Annotated in this window: 19 protein-coding genes; 3 read left to right on the top strand and 16 right to left on the bottom strand. The window is 59.8% G+C overall.

Translation table 11 applies throughout. The features are described from left to right. Positions 1-107 precede the first annotated feature (107 nt). The 11 genes from G5229_RS11420 to G5229_RS11370 form a co-directional block, all read right to left on the bottom strand. Complete coding sequence (locus G5229_RS11420) at positions 108-1,604, bottom strand: C69 family dipeptidase (RefSeq protein WP_421209133.1); 1,497 nt, start codon at positions 1,602-1,604, stop codon at positions 108-110. A gap of 456 nt (positions 1,605-2,060) precedes the next feature. Then, positions 2,061-2,696: a maleylacetoacetate isomerase gene (gene maiA / locus G5229_RS11415; protein WP_421209132.1), complete on the bottom strand. Its 636-nt coding sequence runs from the start codon at positions 2,694-2,696 to the stop codon at positions 2,061-2,063. Positions 2,697-2,835: 139 nt separating this feature from the next. Beyond that, a complete protein-coding gene (locus G5229_RS11410) occupies positions 2,836-3,831 on the bottom strand; it encodes a fumarylacetoacetate hydrolase family protein (RefSeq protein WP_245132399.1) in 996 nt (331 codons plus the stop codon). A gap of 10 nt (positions 3,832-3,841) precedes the next feature. Then, positions 3,842-4,993, bottom strand: coding sequence for a homogentisate 1,2-dioxygenase (locus G5229_RS11405; RefSeq protein ID WP_110302312.1), 1,152 nt, complete (start codon positions 4,991-4,993; stop codon positions 3,842-3,844). Then, entirely contained in the window at positions 4,986-6,122 is a 1,137-nt protein-coding gene (gene hppD / locus G5229_RS11400; protein WP_421209131.1) for a 4-hydroxyphenylpyruvate dioxygenase, read from the bottom strand. Before hppD ends, G5229_RS11405 begins: the two co-directional genes overlap by 8 nt. Positions 6,123-6,346: 224 nt before the next feature. Then, positions 6,347-7,042, bottom strand: a complete 696-nt coding sequence (locus G5229_RS11395) for an HAD family hydrolase (protein ID WP_421209130.1) — start codon at positions 7,040-7,042, stop codon at positions 6,347-6,349. Next, on the bottom strand, positions 7,042-7,701 hold the full coding sequence (locus G5229_RS11390; RefSeq protein ID WP_203116596.1) for a TIGR01621 family pseudouridine synthase: 660 nt from the start codon (positions 7,699-7,701) through the stop codon (positions 7,042-7,044). Before G5229_RS11390 ends, G5229_RS11395 begins: the two co-directional genes overlap by 1 nt. A 177-nt stretch (positions 7,702-7,878) precedes the next feature. Further along, the gene (locus G5229_RS11385) at positions 7,879-8,571 is read right to left on the bottom strand and encodes an ABC transporter permease (RefSeq protein ID WP_005337302.1); all 693 of its coding nucleotides are present in this window, start codon (positions 8,569-8,571) and stop codon (positions 7,879-7,881) included. A gap of 3 nt (positions 8,572-8,574) precedes the next feature. Further along, positions 8,575-9,315 carry an ABC transporter permease gene (locus G5229_RS11380; protein ID WP_005352911.1) on the bottom strand — a complete coding sequence of 247 codons (741 nt, stop codon included), beginning with the start codon at positions 9,313-9,315 and terminating at the stop codon, positions 8,575-8,577. Positions 9,316-9,526: 211 nt separating this feature from the next. Continuing rightward, positions 9,527-10,300: an ABC transporter substrate-binding protein gene (locus tag G5229_RS11375; RefSeq protein ID WP_005337307.1), complete on the bottom strand. Its 774-nt coding sequence runs from the start codon at positions 10,298-10,300 to the stop codon at positions 9,527-9,529. Positions 10,301-10,349: 49 nt separating this feature from the next. After that, positions 10,350-11,120 carry an ABC transporter ATP-binding protein gene (locus G5229_RS11370; protein WP_005337310.1) on the bottom strand — a complete coding sequence of 257 codons (771 nt, stop codon included), beginning with the start codon at positions 11,118-11,120 and terminating at the stop codon, positions 10,350-10,352. A gap of 533 nt (positions 11,121-11,653) precedes the next feature. Between G5229_RS11370 and G5229_RS11365 the strand changes: the two genes are divergently transcribed. Further along, entirely contained in the window at positions 11,654-12,556 is a 903-nt protein-coding gene (locus G5229_RS11365; protein WP_227343036.1) for a lysine exporter LysO family protein, read from the top strand. Between the two features lie 103 nt (positions 12,557-12,659). Here the strand turns inward: G5229_RS11365 and iadA are convergent, their stop codons facing one another. Together iadA and G5229_RS11355 are read right to left on the bottom strand one after the other, a co-directional pair. Next, on the bottom strand, positions 12,660-13,790 hold the full coding sequence (gene iadA, locus G5229_RS11360) for a beta-aspartyl-peptidase (protein WP_421209129.1): 1,131 nt from the start codon (positions 13,788-13,790) through the stop codon (positions 12,660-12,662). Between the two features lie 66 nt (positions 13,791-13,856). After that, on the bottom strand, positions 13,857-14,636 hold the full coding sequence (locus G5229_RS11355) for an ABC transporter substrate-binding protein (RefSeq protein WP_026034932.1): 780 nt from the start codon (positions 14,634-14,636) through the stop codon (positions 13,857-13,859). A gap of 389 nt (positions 14,637-15,025) precedes the next feature. Here G5229_RS11355 and G5229_RS11350 point away from each other — a divergent pair, with 389 nt between their 5' ends. Further along, on the top strand, positions 15,026-15,634 hold the full coding sequence (locus tag G5229_RS11350; RefSeq protein WP_019445363.1) for an ACP phosphodiesterase: 609 nt from the start codon (positions 15,026-15,028) through the stop codon (positions 15,632-15,634). Positions 15,635-15,690: 56 nt separating this feature from the next. On the opposite strand, the gene G5229_RS11345 is transcribed toward G5229_RS11350, so the two are convergent. Continuing rightward, positions 15,691-16,074, bottom strand: a complete 384-nt coding sequence (locus G5229_RS11345; RefSeq protein ID WP_421209128.1) for a DUF2069 domain-containing protein — start codon at positions 16,072-16,074, stop codon at positions 15,691-15,693. Then, positions 16,071-16,421 (bottom strand): arsenate reductase (glutaredoxin), encoded by a 351-nt coding sequence (gene arsC, locus G5229_RS11340; RefSeq protein ID WP_304520777.1) that lies wholly within the window; start codon positions 16,419-16,421, stop codon positions 16,071-16,073. The genes G5229_RS11345 and arsC overlap by 4 nt, the downstream gene beginning before the upstream one ends. 60 nt (positions 16,422-16,481) lie before the next feature. Between arsC and G5229_RS11335 the strand changes: the two genes are divergently transcribed. Further along, positions 16,482-16,964, top strand: coding sequence for a TlpA family protein disulfide reductase (locus G5229_RS11335; protein WP_421209127.1), 483 nt, complete (start codon positions 16,482-16,484; stop codon positions 16,962-16,964). A gap of 90 nt (positions 16,965-17,054) precedes the next feature. Here G5229_RS11335 and G5229_RS11330 read toward each other — a convergent pair whose 3' ends face one another. After that, positions 17,055-18,509 carry a M48 family metalloprotease gene (locus tag G5229_RS11330; protein ID WP_005333848.1) on the bottom strand — a complete coding sequence of 485 codons (1,455 nt, stop codon included), beginning with the start codon at positions 18,507-18,509 and terminating at the stop codon, positions 17,055-17,057. Positions 18,510-18,594 lie beyond the last annotated feature (85 nt).

The raw sequence follows: 18,594 nt of genomic DNA, 5'->3' as shown, positions 1-18,594 counted from the left end.
TTTTCGTTATGTCGTCTTCTGATAACAAAGGTGACAGTGAGAAGATCACCATACTCAAGACATGGATGACGACACGCTCTGCCGCCCCACCACATCATGGGGTGCAATCAGTCCTTTTTCGCTTTGTTGGCGAAGAAAATATCGGTCTGAATATCTTGGGTGCGCACCGTGAAGATCTGGTTGGTGAGATCGTCGGTCAGCATTTCGGCCTCCTTCATCACCCGCAGATTGAAGTCGTTGAGCATGCTGTTGGCGGCGGCCTTGTCGGTTTTGACCGTTTTCAGATAGTTGGCTTCCATCTCTTTCTGCTCTTTGGCAATCTTCGCCTCCCAGCTCTGGTAAGCCTGCTTCACTATGGGGGCCAATTTGGGGTAATCGGTCATTATCAGGGTCTGCAGCTTGCGATATTTCCAGTAGATGGAGTCGCTGTCGGCCTTGCCGCTACCCATGGCATAGTGCGCCGGATAGGCTTCCAGACCGCTGTAGTAGGGAACGAAGGCGGTCAGATCTGCCATGCCGAGGCCCACATAGGTCACCTCCCCCACCTCACGCGGCATCCAGGGGCGTACCTGCATCACGTGGGACTCGTAGGTGCGGAACACACTGACAGGGCGCCACGGCTCCTGACCGTTCAACCCCTTGCTGTAGGGATCATGCTCGGTGCCGTCATAGTGATTGCGCAGCACCGCCTTGACCTCCTCCAGCGTCATCTTCTTCTCGGGGGCGAGGGTGACCGGGAACTGACGACCGGCATCCACCGCCTGCTTGAGCGAGGGGTTGAACATCTGCTGGATGGTCCAGACCCGCGGATCGTTATAGGTGCGGTCCCGCTCGTCATCGCGGGTATAGGCTTTCGAGAAGTTGAACGCCCCATCCTTTTGCGGATGGTAGAGCCCCTTCTCGGTGGCAAATTTGATCAGATTCTTCGATCCCATCATGTCGGCACTGGCGGGATCGTACTGCTGCAAGCGGCCCTGATTGCCGGTAGCAAAATAGTGATTTTTCGGCAGACGCTGCGCCATCCAGTGATGGCCAGTGGCGGTCTCCAGATACCAGAGCTCGGTATCATCCACCACGGCGACGCCAAATCCCTCTCCTGCACCTATGGTTTCGATGATGTTGCCAAGCAAGGCGACCGCCTCGCGTGCCGACGTAGACCGGGAGAGCAGCACATCGGGAATGTCGTCTTCGGTAATCCCCTTTTCTTCCACATAGGGGTCGAAGGCAAGCGCTTCGGGTGAGGCAAAAATGGACTCGGTGCCGCTCACCCCGACCCCCTTCTCATTGAACCCGGTGGCGCCGTGCAGCTGGGTCTTCCAGTTCGGTACCGTGGTATAGCGCAGGGAGTTTTTCGGCAAGGGATAGCTGAAATCATTGGCACCGTTGTGAGCCTTGGAGCTGTACATACCGCTCTGCCCCTGCATGGCCGGATGGATTACGAAATGCTGGGCTTTCAGGGCATCGCTGTCGGCGCTGCGGGCCACCATCATGGAGCCATCGGCGCTGGCTTCACTGCCGACCAGCAAGGTGGTACAGGCGAACGCCGACGAGAAGAGAGCAAGGTTGATGGAGAGTGCGACGACGCACTTTTTGAAGGAATGCATGAGATCTCCTTGTTGCACAGAGTGGTTGCAAATAAGCGGTGGCTCGCCAGTCAACCTGCCGCTGTCACAAGGGATCTGCGTGGTGACACGGGCCGGGCAGTGCGGGCCATCAAACCGTAAACACGTAAAAAGCAGTGCGGATAAACCGTGGAAACCAGAGAGGTAGCCAAGGCCCCCTGATAGACGACCTGTTCGCATCTCTGCTTTCCGTTGTCCCGCTGGCGTGGCGATACTAGGCCCAATCAACTGACTTGAGTGTGACTAGCAGCCCAAAACACCAACAACAGAGACTCAATCGATGCAAAATGTTGATAAGTGTGACAAGCGAAGGATTATTGGCGACATTCAGCCGTCAACACGAAGAACAAAAAGCGCACAGAGAGGGGAATAGAGAGATGAGGAGATGTGACGCGTGGGATGGCGTGTTGATGCCATCCCGCGATTCAAGTCAGTAGGTCACTGCGCGTCCGGCTGGTTGGCGGGGGTGGCCTTGATAAAGGCTTGCAACTGCTCGCAGTTGGCGACGATGCGACGGATGGTGGGGTAATCGTCCAGGGTCATGTCGTAGCGGCGGGCGTTGTAAACCTGGGGCACCAGCATGCAGTCGGCCAGGGTCACTTCGTTGCCGACGCAGTAGACACCGGCGGTGGTCATCAACAGCTGTTCGAGGGCGGTGAAGGTCTCGTCAATCCAGTGGCGATACCAGCGAGCCTCCTGCTCGTTGTTGGCCCTGAAGTGCTCTTCCAGATAGTTGAGCACCCGCAGATTGTTGAGCGGGTGAATATCGCAGGCGATCATGTTGACGATCTGGCGCACCCGGGCCCGCGCGTCGGGGGAAGAGGGCATCAGTGAGTAGGCGGGATAGGTCTCGTCGAGGTACTCCATGATGGCGACCGACTGACCGATCTGCACATCGCCATCCACCAGAAACGGCACCAGCCCTTGCGGGTTGATCCGGCGATAGGCCTTCTCGCTCTGCTCGCCTTGCCGCAAATTGATGGGATGCTGCTCGTAGGCGAGCCCCTTGAGCTGCAACACGATCCGCACCCGAAAACTTGCCGACGAACGCCAATAGCCAAACAACTGCAACATAATCTGTCCCTGCATCTTATCTGGGCCCGAAGCCCGGCAGGTGCTCGCCACCTGCCTCCTTGTGTATCCGGCACCGGTTGAGGGCTCGTCGTGATCCGGACATATCCCGAAAATCCTTGCCGCCAACCGGCGCTGGCCATCAACCTCCCTGACCGCTCGCTGGCACCACCTGTTGAGATATGGTGCCAAACAGGTTTTGGCCAGAGCGATCCTCCATCGCGATCGACACTCTATCACCAAACTGCAAATAGGGGGTTATAGCTTGATCACAATCAAGAATTTCCAGCATGCGGCGCTCGGCGATGCAGGATGAACCGGCGCTGCGATCGTAGTTGGAGACGGTGCCCGAGCCGATGATGCAACCGGCACCAAGGGGACGGGTCTTGGCCGCATGGGCAATCAGTTCGAAGAAGCTGAAGGTCATGTCCACCCCGGCATCCGGTGCGCCAAACAGGGCGCCGTTCAGATGGGTGCGCAGGGGCAGCATCACCTTGCCATCGTGCCAGTCATCGCCCAGCTCATCCGGGGTGATGGCCACCGGCGAGAAGGCGCTGGACGGTTTGGACTGGAAGAAACCAAAGCCCTTGGCCAGCTCGCCCGGAATGAGGTTGCGCAGGCTCACATCGTTGACCAGCATCAGCAGCTTGACGTGGCTAACGGCCCCCTGCGGGCTCACCCCCATCGGCACGTCGTCGGTGATGATGGCGACTTCCGACTCGAAATCGATCCCCCACTCCTCCGATCCCATGACAATCGGCCCGCGGGGAGCCAAAAAGCTGTCGGAGCCCCCCTGATACATCAGCGGATCGTGCCAGAAGCTTTCCGGCATCTCGGCGCCGCGCGCCTTGCGCACCAGCTCCACGTGGTTGACGTAGGCACTGCCATCGGCCCACTGATAGGCACGCGGCAGCGGAGAGAGGCAAGACGCTTCGTCAAAGGGGAACGCCTCGGCCACACGGCCCTCGTTAAGCTGCTGATAAACAACCTCCAGCCTGGGGGCAACCTCGGCCCACTCGTCGAGAGCGGCCTGCAAAGTCGGGGCAATCTCGCTCACCCGTACCGCCCGGGTCAGATCCCGGCTCACCACCACCAAAGCGCCATCGCGCTTGCCATTGTTCAATGTTGCCAATTTCATAAGCGATTCCTTATTTGCCGGCAGCCGCGTCCGGGCGCTGCCAGCTGGAGACATACCGGGTGTTCTCGATCCCTTCGCACAGACTGCCAACGTTCAGCGCATCGCGGGTATCGAGCATCACCGCCACCTCGTCGGTGAACTTCTTGGCATAGGCCTGCCCTGCCGCAAACGCCTTGGGATGGGGGCCGTGGGTGAAACCGGCGGGATGGAAGGTGACCATGCCCCGCTCGATATTGTCCCGGCTGAAGAAATCCCCTGCGTGGTAGAAGAGCACCTCGTCGTAATCATCGTTGCTGTGATAGAAGGGCACCTTGAGGGCGCCGGGATCGCTCTCGATGGGGCGCGGCACAAAGGTACAGATCACGAAGCGGCTCGCCACAAAGGTCGAATGAGCCGACGGCGGCAGATGGTAGCGATGGCTCATCAGCGGGCGGATATCCCGCCAGTTTAGGCGCACCACGCACAAATCCCCATGCCACCCTTGCGCATCCAGCGGGTTGAAGGGCCAGGTGATGACCGACACCTGATCGTGGCGTTTGACCTGCAGCGACCAGGGATTCTCATCCTGCTGGGCCAAAAAGCGTTCATTGATGGCAGGCACATCCAGCGCCGCCGGGTCAAAGATGGCGTGATTACCCACCAGCCCCTTGTCCGGCAGCTGGTAACTGTCGTTGGTCGCCTCGATCATCAGGATGAACAGGGGCGCTGTCGGCTCGATGCGCCACATGGTGCCACGGGGGATCACCACGTAGTCGCCATCGCGAAGAGTCAGGTGGCCGTAGTCGCAGAAGAACTCGCCGCTCCCTTCGTGGATAAAGAGCAGCTCGTCGCCGTCGGCGTTGCGCACCAGAAACGGCATCGCCTCGGAGAGCCGCCAGATGCGATAGCGGCAGTGGGGGTTGCTAAGAATGTCGGGGGCCACCCAGGGGGAGAGGGAACTCACCTCCTCCTGCAGGGCATTGAGGTCAAACAGCCGTGGCCGCAACGGCCCCTCCCAACTGCTCCAGTCGGTTGGGGCATGCTTGTGGTGCATGTGGGTGGCGGGGCCGAAAAAGCCGCTGCGCCCCAGCTCGCGCTCATAGATAGCCTGTTCCGGCAGGTCGGCATGGGCCTGCCGGGAGTGGGTCCCCTCCCGATGGGGGAAGTTAATCCAGTTACGCATCGCTCGCTCCCTCTTTGCGGGCACCCTTCTCATCCTCGGCGCCATCCAGCACGCCACGGCGGATCTGGTCCAGCTCGATCGATTCAAACAGCGCCTTGAAATTGCCCTCGCCAAACCCTTCGTTACCCTTGCGCTGGATGATCTCGAAGAAGACCGGGCCTATCACGGTATCGGTGAAGATCTGCAGCAGAATGCCATCCTTGGTGGGGGAGCCGTCGATGAGGATGCGCAGCTCTTTGAGGGCCGCCAGATCCTCCTGATGCCCCTCGACCCGGCTGTTCACCTTCTCGTAGTAGGTATCGGGCGTCGGCATAAAGCCGGTACCTCGGCTGCGCAGGGTGCGGATGGTATGGTAAATATCGCTGGAGGCCATGGCGATGTGCTGGATCCCCTCCCCCTTGTACTGACGCAGGTACTCCTCGATCTGCGACTTGTCATCCGCCGACTCGTTGATGGGGATGCGGATCTTGCCGCAGGGGGCTGTCATGGCGCGCGAATGCAGCCCGGTCAGCTTGCCCTCGATATCGAAGTAGCGAATTTCACGGAAGTTACCGATCCGCTCATAGAAGTTGGACCAGACATCCATATTGCCGCGATGGACGTTGTGGGTCAGGTGATCGATCTCCATAAGACCGGCATCCACCTCTGCCATCCGGGACTGCCAGTCGGGGTAGAAGACAAAATCCACGTCATAGATGGAGCCCTTGTCGCCATAGCGGTCGACAAAGGAGAGCGTGCTCTCGCCGATACCGTAGATGGCGGGAATATTGAGCTCCATCGGGCCAATCTTGCCGACAAAGGGCTTGGCCCCCTTGGCGATGGCGTACTGCTGGGCTTTGCCCGCATCGCTCACCCGAAATGCCATGCCGCAAACGCTCGGCCCGTGCAGGCTGGCAAACTGCTCCGCCTGGGAGTGAGGCTCGGCATTGACCACAAAGTTGATATCCCCCTGCCGGTAGAGCCAGCACTGCTTGTGTTTGTGCTTGGCGACCTCGGCAAACCCGAGCGACACAAACAGGCTCTTGAGGGCAGCAATCCCTTTGGCATCGGGGGCCGTGTACTCGACAAACTCGAAACCGTCTGTGCCTAACGGATTGATGGTGTGGGTAGCGGAAGAGGTGGCATTCATCGGGCGCTCCTTGCTCTTGATTCGGTTAAAACGGATTGCAGCACCCAGCGGCGCGGCAAGTGTTAACAACTTGTTTCATTAGAGGCAGGGCGTAGCAGGAAGAGAAGAGGCGGGTTGCAGATAGTTTTTCGCAGCTGGCAGCAAAAGATGTAAATAGATTGTGACAGCGAAGCCACAACCTTGCGGATCAAACGGTGACGACCCGCAGGACTGTCAGCTTTGCCTTACAGTTGCCAGTTTTTGACCATCAGATGGGGCAAGCAGGCCCAGGCCTTTTGCAGTCGCGTGGGCGTCGGATTGATCAGCCACGCCTCTTTCCCCAACCCCAGCAGTGGCAGATCGTGCAGGCTGTCGCTCAAGGCCAATTCGGCATCGAGGGCACAGATCTCCGGCAACAGCTTGTGCTGGCCGTGGCAATAGAAGCGCGGCATCAGACCGCCAAAACGGTAGCGCATCTGTGAGCCAATGATCCGGTGGGGCAACTGGCCGGGCAGTTGCTGATAGAGCTGGGCCCGTACCAGCGCCCGCGGGCTGGCGGAGATCACCCAGCAGCGATGCCCTTCTTCTTCAAGCAGCCGATGCGCCTCGCGAAAGAGCCCCGGACGAGTGTGGCAGTAGGCACGCACCAGCTTGCGCCAACCGAGGGGAGAGAGCCCTAGGGTGATGGCCCACCAGATAAGGGAGATACCTCGCCGCCGCTGGCTGGGCATCAGATAGATTACCCCACCCAGCGCAATCACCGGCAGCAACAGCAGCGGCCAGATCCGGTGGCGCAGGATATAGCGCAGCAGACCGGCGTGGCTGTCACCGGGGGCCAGGGTGTCGTCAAAGTCGGCCAGGATCCAGCGCGGCGCACGTCCGTCAGGATCACGCTCTTTCGCTGAATGGATCATGGCGTCAGGCGCTGGGCGCATCAGCATCAGGGCGCAAGGGCTGCGATGGCTGCCGTGAGCTCGGGAGTGACAAATTCACTCCCCACATCGGGCGGGCAGACAAAATCGAACGGTTCCCCCGTCAGCGTAAAACTCAGTCGCCAGGCGTGCAGATAGCCGCGATCGGCTGGCGTACCGCCATAGCGCTCATCCCCGAGAATGGGGGCACCGATGCTTTTGAGGGCAACCCGGATCTGGTGGGTCTTGCCGGTCTGGGGCTTGATGCGATAGAGCCGCAGCCCCTCGCGCACCGACACTGAATCGAACCAGCTGATGGCAGGATTATCCAGAGTACGCGCCAGCATCCAGCTGCCGCCGCGCCCCTTTTGCATATCCCCCTTCACCCAACCCTGCTTCTTCTTGGGTTTGCGATCGGAGAGCGCCAGATATTGTTTGCTCACCTCGCGGGCCGCAAAGGCCATACTCAGCTCGCGATTAGCCTCTGTGGTGCGGGCTAGCAGCACCAGGCCGGAGGTCATCTTGTCGAGCCGGTGCACCGGATAGAGGGTCAGCCCGGTATCGGCCTTCACGCGATTGACCAGCCCCGGATTGACCGACTCCCCGTCGCCCTTCTCGTCGTGCATGCCGATGCCGGGCTGCTTGTCGATAACCAGGAAAGCGGGATGCTCAAACAATATCCGGTACATAAAACCTCGGGAACTGGGGAATAAGGCACGCAGCCAACGGCTGGCGGCGCTTGGGAGTGCTGCATTCTCCCTGCTCGGCCGCCATTTGGCAAACCGGGCGGGCAGACGATGAAGATGAAAAATGGCCCCGCCTGCAAACAGGCGGGGCCATTTTCACTCATCTTGGCAGATCACACCTTACACATTGCGCGGGCGCAGGTGGGCGTGCCAGCGCGCTTCCCACTTCTTGAACAGCCAGACGATGACAAAGGTGAGCAGCATATAGAGCAGCCCTGCGGTCAAAAACGCCTCGAACGGACTGTAGTAGCGGGAGTTGATGATCCGCGCCGCGCCGGTCAGATCGACGATGGTGATGATGCCGGCAACCGCCGAGCCTTGCAGCATGAAGATCACCTCGTTGCTGTAAGCCGGCAGCGCCCGACGAAACGAGTTGGGCAAAATGATCCGGGTCAGGGTCTGCCAGCGTGTCATGCCAAAGGCGTTGGCTGCCTCAATCTGGCCGCGCGGCATATTGTGTACCGCCCCGCGCACGATCTCGGCGGTATAGGCGGCGGTATTGAGGGTGAAGGCCAGCAGAGCACAGAACCAGGCTTCGGAGAAGAGCGACCAGGCGGCACTGTTCTTCAGCCACTCCCACTGGGCGGCGCCGTAGTAGATGATAAAGAGCTGCACCAGCAGCGGGGTGCCGCGAAAGAAGTAGATATAGGCCCAGATCGGCCCCTTGATCAGCCAGTTGCGGCTGTTGCGCAGGATGCCCATGGGTACCGCCAGCATCAACCCAAGGATCAGAGAGAGGGCCACCAGCCAGACGGTGGTATAGAGCCCCTCCCAGTAGGTGGGCCACTCTTTGAGAATGATTGAGAAATCCATGGCTTACCTCGTCTTGATGGCGTAATGACGCTCGGCCCACTTGAGCGCCGAGGTGGAGACTGCGGTGAAGATCAGGAAGATCAACGCCACCGCCATGTAGAAGGTGAAGGGTTGCTGGGTCGAGCCCGCCGCCAGCGAGGCTTTGCGCACCATGTCATCGAGGCCGATGATGGAGACCAGCGCGGTGGTTTTCAGCAGCACCAGCCAGTTGTTGCCAAACCCCGGCAGGGCGTGGCGCATCATCTGGGGGAAGAGGATCCGCACAAACACCTGGGTTGCCCGCATGCCAAAGGCCCGTGCGGCCTCCAGCTCACCTTTGTCCACCGCCAGAATGGCGCCGCGAAAGGTCTCGGTCATGTAGGCGCCGAAGATAAAGCCGATGGTCGCGACACCGGCCACAAAGGGGCTGATGTCGATATAGTCCGGAAGCAGGGAGACCCACTCCTGATTGGGATTACTCTCCAGTAACCAGCTGTTGTAAGTCTCGTTGACCCAGGTGCAGATACCGTTGATCAGCACCTGGCCGCCAAAGAAGAGCAGCATCATCAGCACCAGATCGGGGATGCCGCGAATGATGGTGGTGTAGCCGGTGGCGATGGCCCGGGCCCACTTGTAGGGAGAGAGTTTGGCCAGCGCCCCCAGCATCCCCAGCAGCAACGCCAGCAGCAGGGAGGCCAGCGCCACTTCCAGGGTGACCCAGGCGCCCTCCAGCAGCGAGGCTTCGTATCCTTTCAAATCAAACATATGCAGCTCCATCGCCACTGAATCTTCACGCACCTGCTAACCAGAAGGCTCCATAGCAGTCCGAATGAAATATGTGCAGCTCCATTGCAATCAATGCGGGCCCGTAAACTCCCTCAGGGAGGTGACGGGCCCGATGACTACTGACGGGATCAACCTGTCGTTACTTGCCGTAGACGTCTTTGGACTTACTCGCCGTAAACGTCTCTTTGTTTTACTCTCCGTAAACGTCGAACTCGAAGTACTTGTCGTTGATTTCCTTGTACTTGCCATTGGCACGCAGCGCCAGAATAGCGGCATTGAATTTCTCTTTCAGATCCTTGTCAGCCTTGCGCACCGCAATACCGGCACCCTCGCCAAACCACTTGGGATCGGTCAGTTTCGGGCCGACGAATTCAAAGGCATCACCGCCCTCTTTCTTCAACAGACCGTCGGTGATGGCGGCAGAGTCGGCCAGCACATAGTCCACACGACCGGATTTCAGATCGAGATACGCTTCATCGGCGGTGCCGTAACGCTTGATGGTGGCGTTGGGGAAGTTGTCGGTAATAAAGGTATCCATGGAGGTCGCACGCTGCACCGCGACGGACTTGCCTTCCATAAAGGCTTTGTCGAGCTGCACGTCAGTGCCCTTCTTGGCGGCGAAGCGGGCCGGAATGTGCTGGTACTTCTGGGTGAAGTCCACTTTCTTCTTGCGCTCTTCGGTGATGTCCATGGTAGCGATGATGGCGTCAAACTTGCGCGACAGCAGCGCCGGAATGATGCCGTCCCAGTCCTGCTTGACCAGGGTGCACTTCACTTTCATCTCTTCGCACAGGGCGTTGGCGATGTCGATATCAAAACCTTTCACCTCGCCACTGGGCTCGGTCCAGGAGAAGGGGGGATAGGCACCCTCAACCCCGATCCGGACCTCTTTCCACTCCTTGGCCATCAGGCTACCGGACGCGAGGGCAGTAACTACGGCTGTCGCCAGCATCAGCTTGTTCATGTATCTCTCCTTGATAAAACAGTTGATTGGGTAACCAGGCATCCCGCCATCAGTAGATGGAGGAGATGAATTGCTTGAACCGCTCGGATTTGGGATGGGCGAAAATCTCCTTGGGGTTGCCCTCCTCTTCCACCCGCCCCTGATGCAGAAACATCACCTTGTTCGATACATCCCGGGCAAACGACATCTCGTGGGTCACCACCAGCATGGTGCGCCCCTCTTCAGCCAGCTCGCGCATCAGGCCGAGCACCTCCCCCACCAGCTCGGGATCCAGCGCCGAGGTGGGTTCGTCAAACAACATCACCTCGGGCTCTACCGCCAGCGCACGGGCGATGGCGGCCCGCTGCTGCTGACCACCGGAGAGGTGGCCGGGATAATAGTCACGCCGCTCCCAGAGTCCAACCCGGTTGAGCAGTTGCTCTGCCTTGGCCAGTGCTTCGGCGCGAGGCACCTTGAGCACCTGGATTGGCACTTCGATGATGTTCTGCATGATGGTCATGTGTGACCAGAGATTGAAACTTTGAAACACCATGGCCAGTCGGCTGCGGATCCGCTCAACCTGACGCATATCTTCCGGCAACCGCTCGCCGGCGCGGCTGGTTTTCATCCGGATCAGCTCGCCATGGAGCGAGACGGTGCCGGATGAGGGGGTTTCGAGCAGATTGATACAGCGAAGAAAGGTCGACTTCCCCGAACCGGAGGAGCCGATAAGGGAGATCACATCACCCTTGTGGGCGGTCATGTCGATGCCCTTGAGCACTTCGTGGGTGCCAAAATATTTGTGCAGATCACGTACTTCCAGTGCGGCAACGTCGCTCATCCATTACAACCTTGTCTGTCCCTAGACGCCGCAGGGGGCGTGACTCAACCATCGTCCATTTAACAAAAAGTTAACCGATGGCAACCTTCAGCGAAAATATCACCAGGATAGTGAAAAAACAATACAGAACGAGGGTCTTCAGGGGATTCGCTCTATTTTTATTCGCTCTTTGCGTATTTTTCAGCACTTTGTTTGCATAAACAGCCGTTTCAATGGCTATTCCGATACCGCCTTTTTATACCCCAATCATATCAGTGGCAAGAGAAAAGCGTGATGTGTGCCAAACCGGCACCAAAATGGCTTTATGCCCCCCCTTGCCGAGCGAAATATCGGCCACCCGATCGGATCAACTTGATTTCATTGGTGCACTCGGGCTCGCACAGAACCTTATCAAACAGAGAGGTTGTGGCAAAAAAGTAACAATCTGCCCCCAAAAGGGCTGTTTTCGGCCATGAAAGCGAGAGATATGTGACACAGAGCCAATAAGTAATGATAAGGTGGTGTTTTTATCAGTTTTTGTGATCGAGGCCTCGATGCTGCTCAATGTGTTGCTGATCCTGTTGCCACTGGCAATCGGCTATCTGGTTCCCCTCTCCTCTGCCCGACTGATCAAGCTGGTCAACCAGAGTCTGGGCAAGATGGTCTACCTCATTCTGTTTCTGATGGGGCTCGGGCTTGCCTATGTGGAGAACCTGGGCAGCAATCTTGCGGTGATCTTCAAGGTCGCCGGGGTGATGCTCACCGCGATCACGGTCTGCAACCTGCTGGCCCTCTGGTGGCTCGACAAGCGCACGCCGCCGACCCACGAGGCGAGCGATGCCAAGATGCCGGGCAAGTTGCACCTGCTGTGGGAATCCCTGCAGCTCTGCTTTGTGGTGCTCGGCGGTGTGCTGCTGGGTCTACTGGTGGATCTGCGCGCCCTGCCCATCGACAAGTGGAGCGAGTGGGCCCTGATGCTGCTGCTGTTTCTCATCGGGGTGCAGATGCGCAACTCCGGCATGCGGCTGCGCCAGATCCTGCTCAACCCCTGGGGAATGAAAATCGCCGCCACCGTCATCCTCAGCAGCTGGCTGGGCAGCCTGCTGGCGGCCCAGTTGCTGGGGATGCCCTTTGCCCATGGTCTGGCGATGAGCTCGAGCTTCGGCTGGTATTCGCTCTCCGGTATTCTGGTGGCCGACAAACTGGGGCCGGTGCTCGGTTCTGCTGCCTTTATCAACGATCTTGGGCGTGAGCTTATCGCCATCCTGATCATCCCGGTCCTGATGCGTCGCCACCCCTCGGCGGCCATTGGTTACGGCGGCGCCACAGCGCTGGACTTCACCCTGCCGGTCATCCAGAAATCAGGGGGTATTCAGGTGGTGCCGGTGGCCATTGTCTCCGGCTTTATCCTGAGCCTGCTCGGCCCCATCCTGATCCTCGGGTTTCTGGCGCTCTAAGCCTGATTCCCACATTGCAGATAAAAAAGCCCGACCTTGTTGTCGGGCTTTTGCTGTTTGGAGCAACCACGCACTCGCACTGGCTGCGATATTGCCCGCAGCCTTATTCGCGCCACTGACCGCCACTCATCACTCGCTCGATAGCAAACGTCCGGTCGTGCACCAGCAGCAGATCCGCATCCTGCCCAACCCCGATACGCCCCTTGCTGCCAAGCCCCAGCGCCTGCGCCGGATTGCTCGTCACCACGGCCAATGCCTTCTCCAGCGAGACACCGAGCCGGGTCGCGCGCACGCACTGCTGCCACAGGCTGGCAATCTGGCCGCAGCGCATCTCGATTAGCCGCCCTTCGCCATCAAAGCGCGGCAGGCTGGCGTTGGCATCCGAGCTGAAGGTGATGCGCTCGGCAGGCACATTGGCGGCCAGCAGCTCGACGAGCGCATCGGCGGCAAGCCGCTCGCCATCCTCCAGCAGATCGGGAAAGCTCGAGGTGGTGAGGTCGACCCAACCTCCTGCCTTGCCCCACTCGATGGCCTCGGCAAAGAGCCAGGGATTGCGGTTGCAGTGGGTGGGATAGAGCTGGCGCAGCGGAATATCGGTCTCATCGCGCAGGGCCCGAAGGAGGGCCAATGCCCCCTTGCCATCCCCGACATGGAAGAAGCTGACCCCGCTCTTGCCCGCAAGCAGCCCGGCCACCCGCGCCTCGCTGGCAAGCCTGGCCAGCTCGTCGTGGGTCGGCGCACTGGATCTGTGGTCACTGATGGCCACCTCCCCCACCCCCAATACCTCTGGGATCAGGATGATGTCCGACTCCACCGTGCCGGTCAGGGTCTTGACCGGCAGATGGTAGGAGCCGGTATACATAAAGGCGCTCACCCCGGCGGCGCGAAACTCGCGCACCTTGCCGAGCACCTGCGCGGGAGTGCGGGTCAGGCTGTCGGTGCCAAGCGCCGCCACCAGGGTGGTGACGCCGGCCTTGAGCGCCTCGCTCGCCGCCAGTTCAGGGGTGCGAAAGGCAAAGCCCCCCTCACCGCCGCCGCCCGTGATATGGGCCAGCGGATCCACCAACCCGGGTACCAGATAGCGGCCACGACCATCGACCCGATGCAGCGGCCAGTTTGCAGGCACCGTCAACCCCTTGCCCATCCAGGCGATACGGCCATCAGCCACCAGCAGATCCTGCTGGCCAAGGTGGGTGGGGCTGAAGATCTCGGCCCCCTCGATCAGGGTCAACATGGCGATCCTCCTTGCACGATAGTCGCTTGCCCAATGAAAAGAGAGGGAGCAAGCTCCCTCCCCCCGTCAACCACCATATATATCGTACTTGAAGTACTTCTGGTTGATCTGCTGATAGGTGCCATTGGCACGCAGGGCCTTGATCGCCTCGTCCAGCTTGCCCTTGAGCTCCTTATCGCTCTTGCGCACGGCGATCCCCATGCCATCACCAAACCACTGGCGATCGGTCAGGGCGGGCCCTACATAATCGAACTTGTCGCCCCCCTCTTTGCCAAGGAGCCCCTGCTCAATGGCAGAGGCATCGGCCAGCAGGGCCAGCACCCGACCCGCTTTCAGATCGAGATAGGCCTCATCGGCATTGCCGTAGCGGACTATGGTGACATTCGAGCCAAAATTGTCGGTCAGGTACTTGTCGTGGGTGGTGGCCCGCTGCACCCCGATGCGCTTGCCCGCCATGCCTTCCGGGGTCAGCGTCAGCTCGGTCCCCTTGGCCGCCACAAAGCGATTGGGAATATGGGCATATTTCTCGGTGAAATCGACCTTCTGGCGCCGCTCGTCGGTGATCGACATGGCGGCGATGATGGCATCGTATTTGCGCGACAGCAGGGCCGGGATCATGCCGTCCCAATCCTGCGCCACCAACTCGCACTTGACCGCCATCTGCTGACAAAGGGCGTTGGCGAGATCGATATCAAACCCCTTGATCTCGCCCGACGCATCGGTCCAGGAGAAGGGCGGGTAGGCCCCCTCCACCCCGAAACGCACGGTTTTCCACTCCTTGGCCATGGCGGGGGTGGCCAGCAGGCTGGCAACAAACAGGGCTGAGAGGGTCAGTCTGATCTTCATCTTGAGTACTCCATTACATAAAAAGCGCACAGGCGCGAACAAGGCACCGCAGGCGAATGCATGCGATGACCAAAAGCGGCAGAATCTGGATGAGCGAGATCACGCCCGAGCGGGCGTCAGTGAACTGCTCCAGGGGTTCGATCTATTCGTCGAACCACTCGGAGAGATAGAAAGGCTTGAAGTAGAAGGCCAGAAAAAAGCCTCTGGCTTTGCGCATCATGGTGGTTTGTCGCGTCCTGTGACAAAGATGGCATCACCTTAGCACGCCCGAATTTTGCCCGGCAAGAGGCAGCCGCAGGACAGTAGCAAAATCCCGATCATGGTCAAGGCGGGCGGGATCCGTTAGGCTCGAAGCACCTTGCCATCCCATAACAGACCCACAGCTACCGATGAATTTTCTGGCCCATCTCCATCTGGCTGCCCACACCCGAAGCTCCCTCACCGGCAATCTGCTCGGCGATTTCGTCAAAGGCACGCTGCCCACGGGGCTTGCCGCCCACTTCGATGAGGGGATCTGGCTGCACCGCAAAATTGACGCCTTCACCGACGGCCACCCCGAGCACAAGGCGGCCGTCGCCTGTTTCGAGGCCCCCTGGCGCCGCTTTGGCGGCATAGTGGTGGATATGATCTACGACCACTGGCTGAGCCTGCACTGGGGACTGTTCAGCACCGAGCCCCTGCCCCGCTTCCTGCAACGCAGTTATGAGCAGCTATTGGCGGATCACCCACGCCTGCCGGACGGACTGCCACTCCCCCTCAAACGGATGGCCGAGCAGAACTGGATCGCCTCCTACCGCCACAGGGAGGGGCTGGGGCAAGCGCTGAACGGCATAGGTCGCCGACTGCGCCGCCCGGTACAACTGGGAGAGGCGCTGCTGACCCTCGATGAGTCGCAGTGGCAAACATGCGAGGCGGGATTTCTGCGCTTCTATCCCCAGCTGATGGACTTTAGCCAGCAACAGCTGGCCCAATATCGGGCAGCGCAAGGGGCACAGTGATCCCTCTGGATAGCCCTGCGTCCCCATAAAAAACGCCCCTTGCGGGGCGTTTGTCATCAGTTGGCTTCGTCTTTCTTTTTGCGAATGCTTAAGCCCAGCTCCCGACCACGCAGTCGGGCGTAATAGATGGTGCCGACAAAAGCGAGAGTGGTGAAGACCAGCTCCACCACCGCCAGCCACCGCTCCCCCTCATCCGTGGTGATCAGGGTGAGGGCGTGCAGGAAATAGGGCATCAACACGAAGTTGCCCCAGGCGTGGGTGTAGGGGTTGCCCTGCACTATCCCCTTGAGAGGGAAGAGCAGCGGGACCGTCCAGACCACCGGCAGCAGCCAGGGGTTGAGGTCCGGATGGGGTGATAGCCACAGATGCCAGAGGATGACCCAGCCCAGCAGACCAAAGAAGCCGACCAGAGTCAGCAGACGGGCAAAGCGGGTGCTCACTTGAGGATCTCCAGCACCTGCTCCGGCGGGCGACCAATGCGGGCCTGACCATTCTTGATGACAATGGGGCGCTCGATCAGCTTGGGATGCTGGTGCATGGCGCTAATAAGGGCATCACTGCTGACATCGGCCAATCCCAGCTCCTTGTAGAGATCCTCCTTGGTGCGCATCAGCTGGCGCGGATCGTTAAAGCCGAGCAGAGAGAGCAGGTTGCGGATCTCATCTTCGCTCGGGGCCTGCTCCAGATAGAGCACCACATCAGGGGCGATCCCGTGCTGTTCCAGCAGAGCCAGGGTTTCGCGACTCTTGGAGCAGCGCGGATTGTGGTAGATTTGGGTCTCGCTCATGGTAACTCCCTGATTAATCGCAAGATGGGACTAGAAACGGCGCTATTGTAGGGGAAAGTGATGGTCAGGGTAAGCGGCAGTGGAAAGGAATTGAAACGAATTTGTTGGCTGATTGTGGCTGGCCTGCTGGGCGCATGCACACCTGCCCCCGAATTTACCGATGCAACAGGGCAGTCGGTCAGCCTGCGCCACTTTGCTGGCAAGCCGCTGCTGGTCAACTACTTCGCCCCCTGGTGCGCCCCCTGCCTGCGGGAGATGCCGCGCCTCAACAGGCTGGCAGCGGAGGGCCAGATCACAGTGGTGGCCATCAACTACGACCCGACCACCCCAGCAGAGCTGAACGAACTGGCTGCGCAGTACCACATCAAGGTGCCCCACCTTATTGCCAATGAAGATGCCAGGCTTACCTTCCCTCGACCAAGCGGCTTGCCCACCAGCTATCTGCTTGATAGCGAGGGCAAGCTCAAGCAGACGCTGGTCGGCGAGCTCGACCAGCAGCAGATCGAGATGCTCAAGGCGACCGCCAGCAGCATGAGTCACTAGCCCATCGCTGCTATCACCGTCCCCCACATCAACGCCACCGCCATAAACAACAAGGGCGCACCATAGTGCGCCCTTGTTTGATAGGTTTCGTTAGCCCTTGAGGCTGTCGAGATCCTTCTTGGCCCGCTCCAGCTCGGTGATGCGCGCCTCCAGACGAGCCAGGGTCATCCGATCGCTGGTGGTACCGCGTGCCACGATCAGCTCGTCGATGGCCGCCTGATAATCCCCGCGCAGTGCGAGCATCTCGGCCCGTGCCATATGCAGCTCGGTCATTCTGCCCGCCTTGCGATAGGCATCGGCCAGCAGGTTCCAGGCCAGATTGTTCTCCTCATGCGCACGGGCATAGGGGTCGAGGATGGCGATGGACTTCTTGTAGTTGCCGCTCTCGAGATAGGCGTTGCCGAGGTTGACCACCACCACTTCGTTGTCCGGCATCCGGCTGCGGAACTTCTCGAGGCGCGCGATGGCCTGGGCACTGCGCCCCTTGGCCAGATCGATGTCGGTCTGGGCATCGACGATAAAGAGATCTTCCGGATGACGGGCCGCCAGCTCCTGCATCAGGGTATCAGCCTCGTCGGTGCGCTTGAGCTGGATCAGCGCCAGCGCCTTGCCATAGATGGCGGCATCCTTGAGCGGGTAATCCCCCTTCTGGATCCGGCTATCGAAGTAGCTCAGCAGCCCCTGCGGGGTATCGGTACCAAAACGCACCTGAATCCGCACCTTGGCCAGCCAGAAGTCGAGACTGGGCGGCAAGTCGCGGCGACCATAGCTGCCCGCCCGAGCGCGGGCCTCGCTGATCCGGGTCTCCGGCAGCGGGTGAGTGAGCAGCATTTCCGGCGGCTTGCTGGCGTAACGGTATTCGGCAGCCAGTTTCTGGAAGAAGTTGGCCATCCCCATGGGATCGAAACCGGCATCATAGAGGGTCTTCATGCCGATGCGATCCGCTTCATATTCGTTGTCGCGGGTGTAGTTGATGGCCGACTGCATGGAGAGGCCCAGCGTGGTCTGCAGCGCGGCGATACCGGCAGTCGGGTTGATCACCGCCAGTGCGATGGAGCCCACCAGACCGGCCAGGGTCACCGCCGAGCTGCTCGCCTGCGCTTCCATATAACGGGCGATATGGCGCTGGGTCACGTGGGTGATTTCGTGGGCCAGTACCGAGGCCAGCTCGCTCTCGCTGTCGGCGTAGAGGAAGAGGCCGGTGTGCACCTTGACTCGCCCGCCGAGGAAGGCGGCCGCGTTGATGCTGGGATCATTGATGAGGAAGAAGGTAAACGGGAAACGTACCCCATCGGCGTTGGTCAGCAATCGCTGACCCAGATCGTCAATGTACTGGCTCAACACGGGATCATCGATGATCGGCAGACCCGCACGGGCAAAGCGCATAAAAGCGTTGCCGTAACGCACTTCCTGCTCGATGGGCAGGGCAGCAACCCCGGCCGTGCCGATGTCGGGAAGCTGATTGTTGGCCTCGGCATGAAACGTGGCGCCCATCAGGGAAGCCAGCAGGGGAAGCGATGCCATCAGGGGGGAAAAACGTGCCACGTTATCTCTATCTCCATCAGAAAGGGCCTCGGCAGAATACCCTTGCCCATCAAGGGCTACAAGCGTTGTTTCATGCTCTTATCAC

This window comes from Aeromonas sp. 602396, from assembly GCF_049173735.1.
GTDB classification, from domain to species: domain Bacteria; phylum Pseudomonadota; class Gammaproteobacteria; order Enterobacterales; family Aeromonadaceae; genus Aeromonas; species Aeromonas veronii_A.
This window is presented reverse-complemented; position numbering and strand designations above follow the sequence as displayed.

Bases quoted from the DNA above. Each gene is read 5' to 3' on its own strand.
- G5229_RS11420 (WP_421209133.1), bottom strand. From the start codon at position 1,604: ATGCATTCCTTCAAAAAGTGCGTCGTCGCACTCTCCATCAACCTTGCT.
- maiA (WP_421209132.1), bottom strand. From the start codon at position 2,696: ATGTTGCAGTTGTTTGGCTATTGGCGTTCGTCGGCAAGTTTTCGGGTG.
- G5229_RS11410 (WP_245132399.1), bottom strand. From the start codon at position 3,831: ATGAAATTGGCAACATTGAACAATGGCAAGCGCGATGGCGCTTTGGTG.
- G5229_RS11405 (WP_110302312.1), bottom strand. From the start codon at position 4,993: ATGCGTAACTGGATTAACTTCCCCCATCGGGAGGGGACCCACTCCCGG.
- hppD (WP_421209131.1), bottom strand. From the start codon at position 6,122: ATGAATGCCACCTCTTCCGCTACCCACACCATCAATCCGTTAGGCACA.
- G5229_RS11395 (WP_421209130.1), bottom strand. From the start codon at position 7,042: ATGCTGATGCGCCCAGCGCCTGACGCCATGATCCATTCAGCGAAAGAG.
- G5229_RS11390 (WP_203116596.1), bottom strand. From the start codon at position 7,701: ATGTACCGGATATTGTTTGAGCATCCCGCTTTCCTGGTTATCGACAAG.
- G5229_RS11385 (WP_005337302.1), bottom strand. From the start codon at position 8,571: ATGGATTTCTCAATCATTCTCAAAGAGTGGCCCACCTACTGGGAGGGG.
- G5229_RS11380 (WP_005352911.1), bottom strand. From the start codon at position 9,315: ATGTTTGATTTGAAAGGATACGAAGCCTCGCTGCTGGAGGGCGCCTGG.
- G5229_RS11375 (WP_005337307.1), bottom strand. From the start codon at position 10,300: ATGAACAAGCTGATGCTGGCGACAGCCGTAGTTACTGCCCTCGCGTCC.
- G5229_RS11370 (WP_005337310.1), bottom strand. From the start codon at position 11,120: ATGAGCGACGTTGCCGCACTGGAAGTACGTGATCTGCACAAATATTTT.
- G5229_RS11365 (WP_227343036.1), top strand. From the start codon at position 11,654: ATGCTGCTCAATGTGTTGCTGATCCTGTTGCCACTGGCAATCGGCTAT.
- iadA (WP_421209129.1), bottom strand. From the start codon at position 13,790: ATGTTGACCCTGATCGAGGGGGCCGAGATCTTCAGCCCCACCCACCTT.
- G5229_RS11355 (WP_026034932.1), bottom strand. From the start codon at position 14,636: ATGAAGATCAGACTGACCCTCTCAGCCCTGTTTGTTGCCAGCCTGCTG.
- G5229_RS11350 (WP_019445363.1), top strand. From the start codon at position 15,026: ATGAATTTTCTGGCCCATCTCCATCTGGCTGCCCACACCCGAAGCTCC.
- arsC (WP_304520777.1), bottom strand. From the start codon at position 16,421: ATGAGCGAGACCCAAATCTACCACAATCCGCGCTGCTCCAAGAGTCGC.
- G5229_RS11335 (WP_421209127.1), top strand. From the start codon at position 16,482: ATGGTCAGGGTAAGCGGCAGTGGAAAGGAATTGAAACGAATTTGTTGG.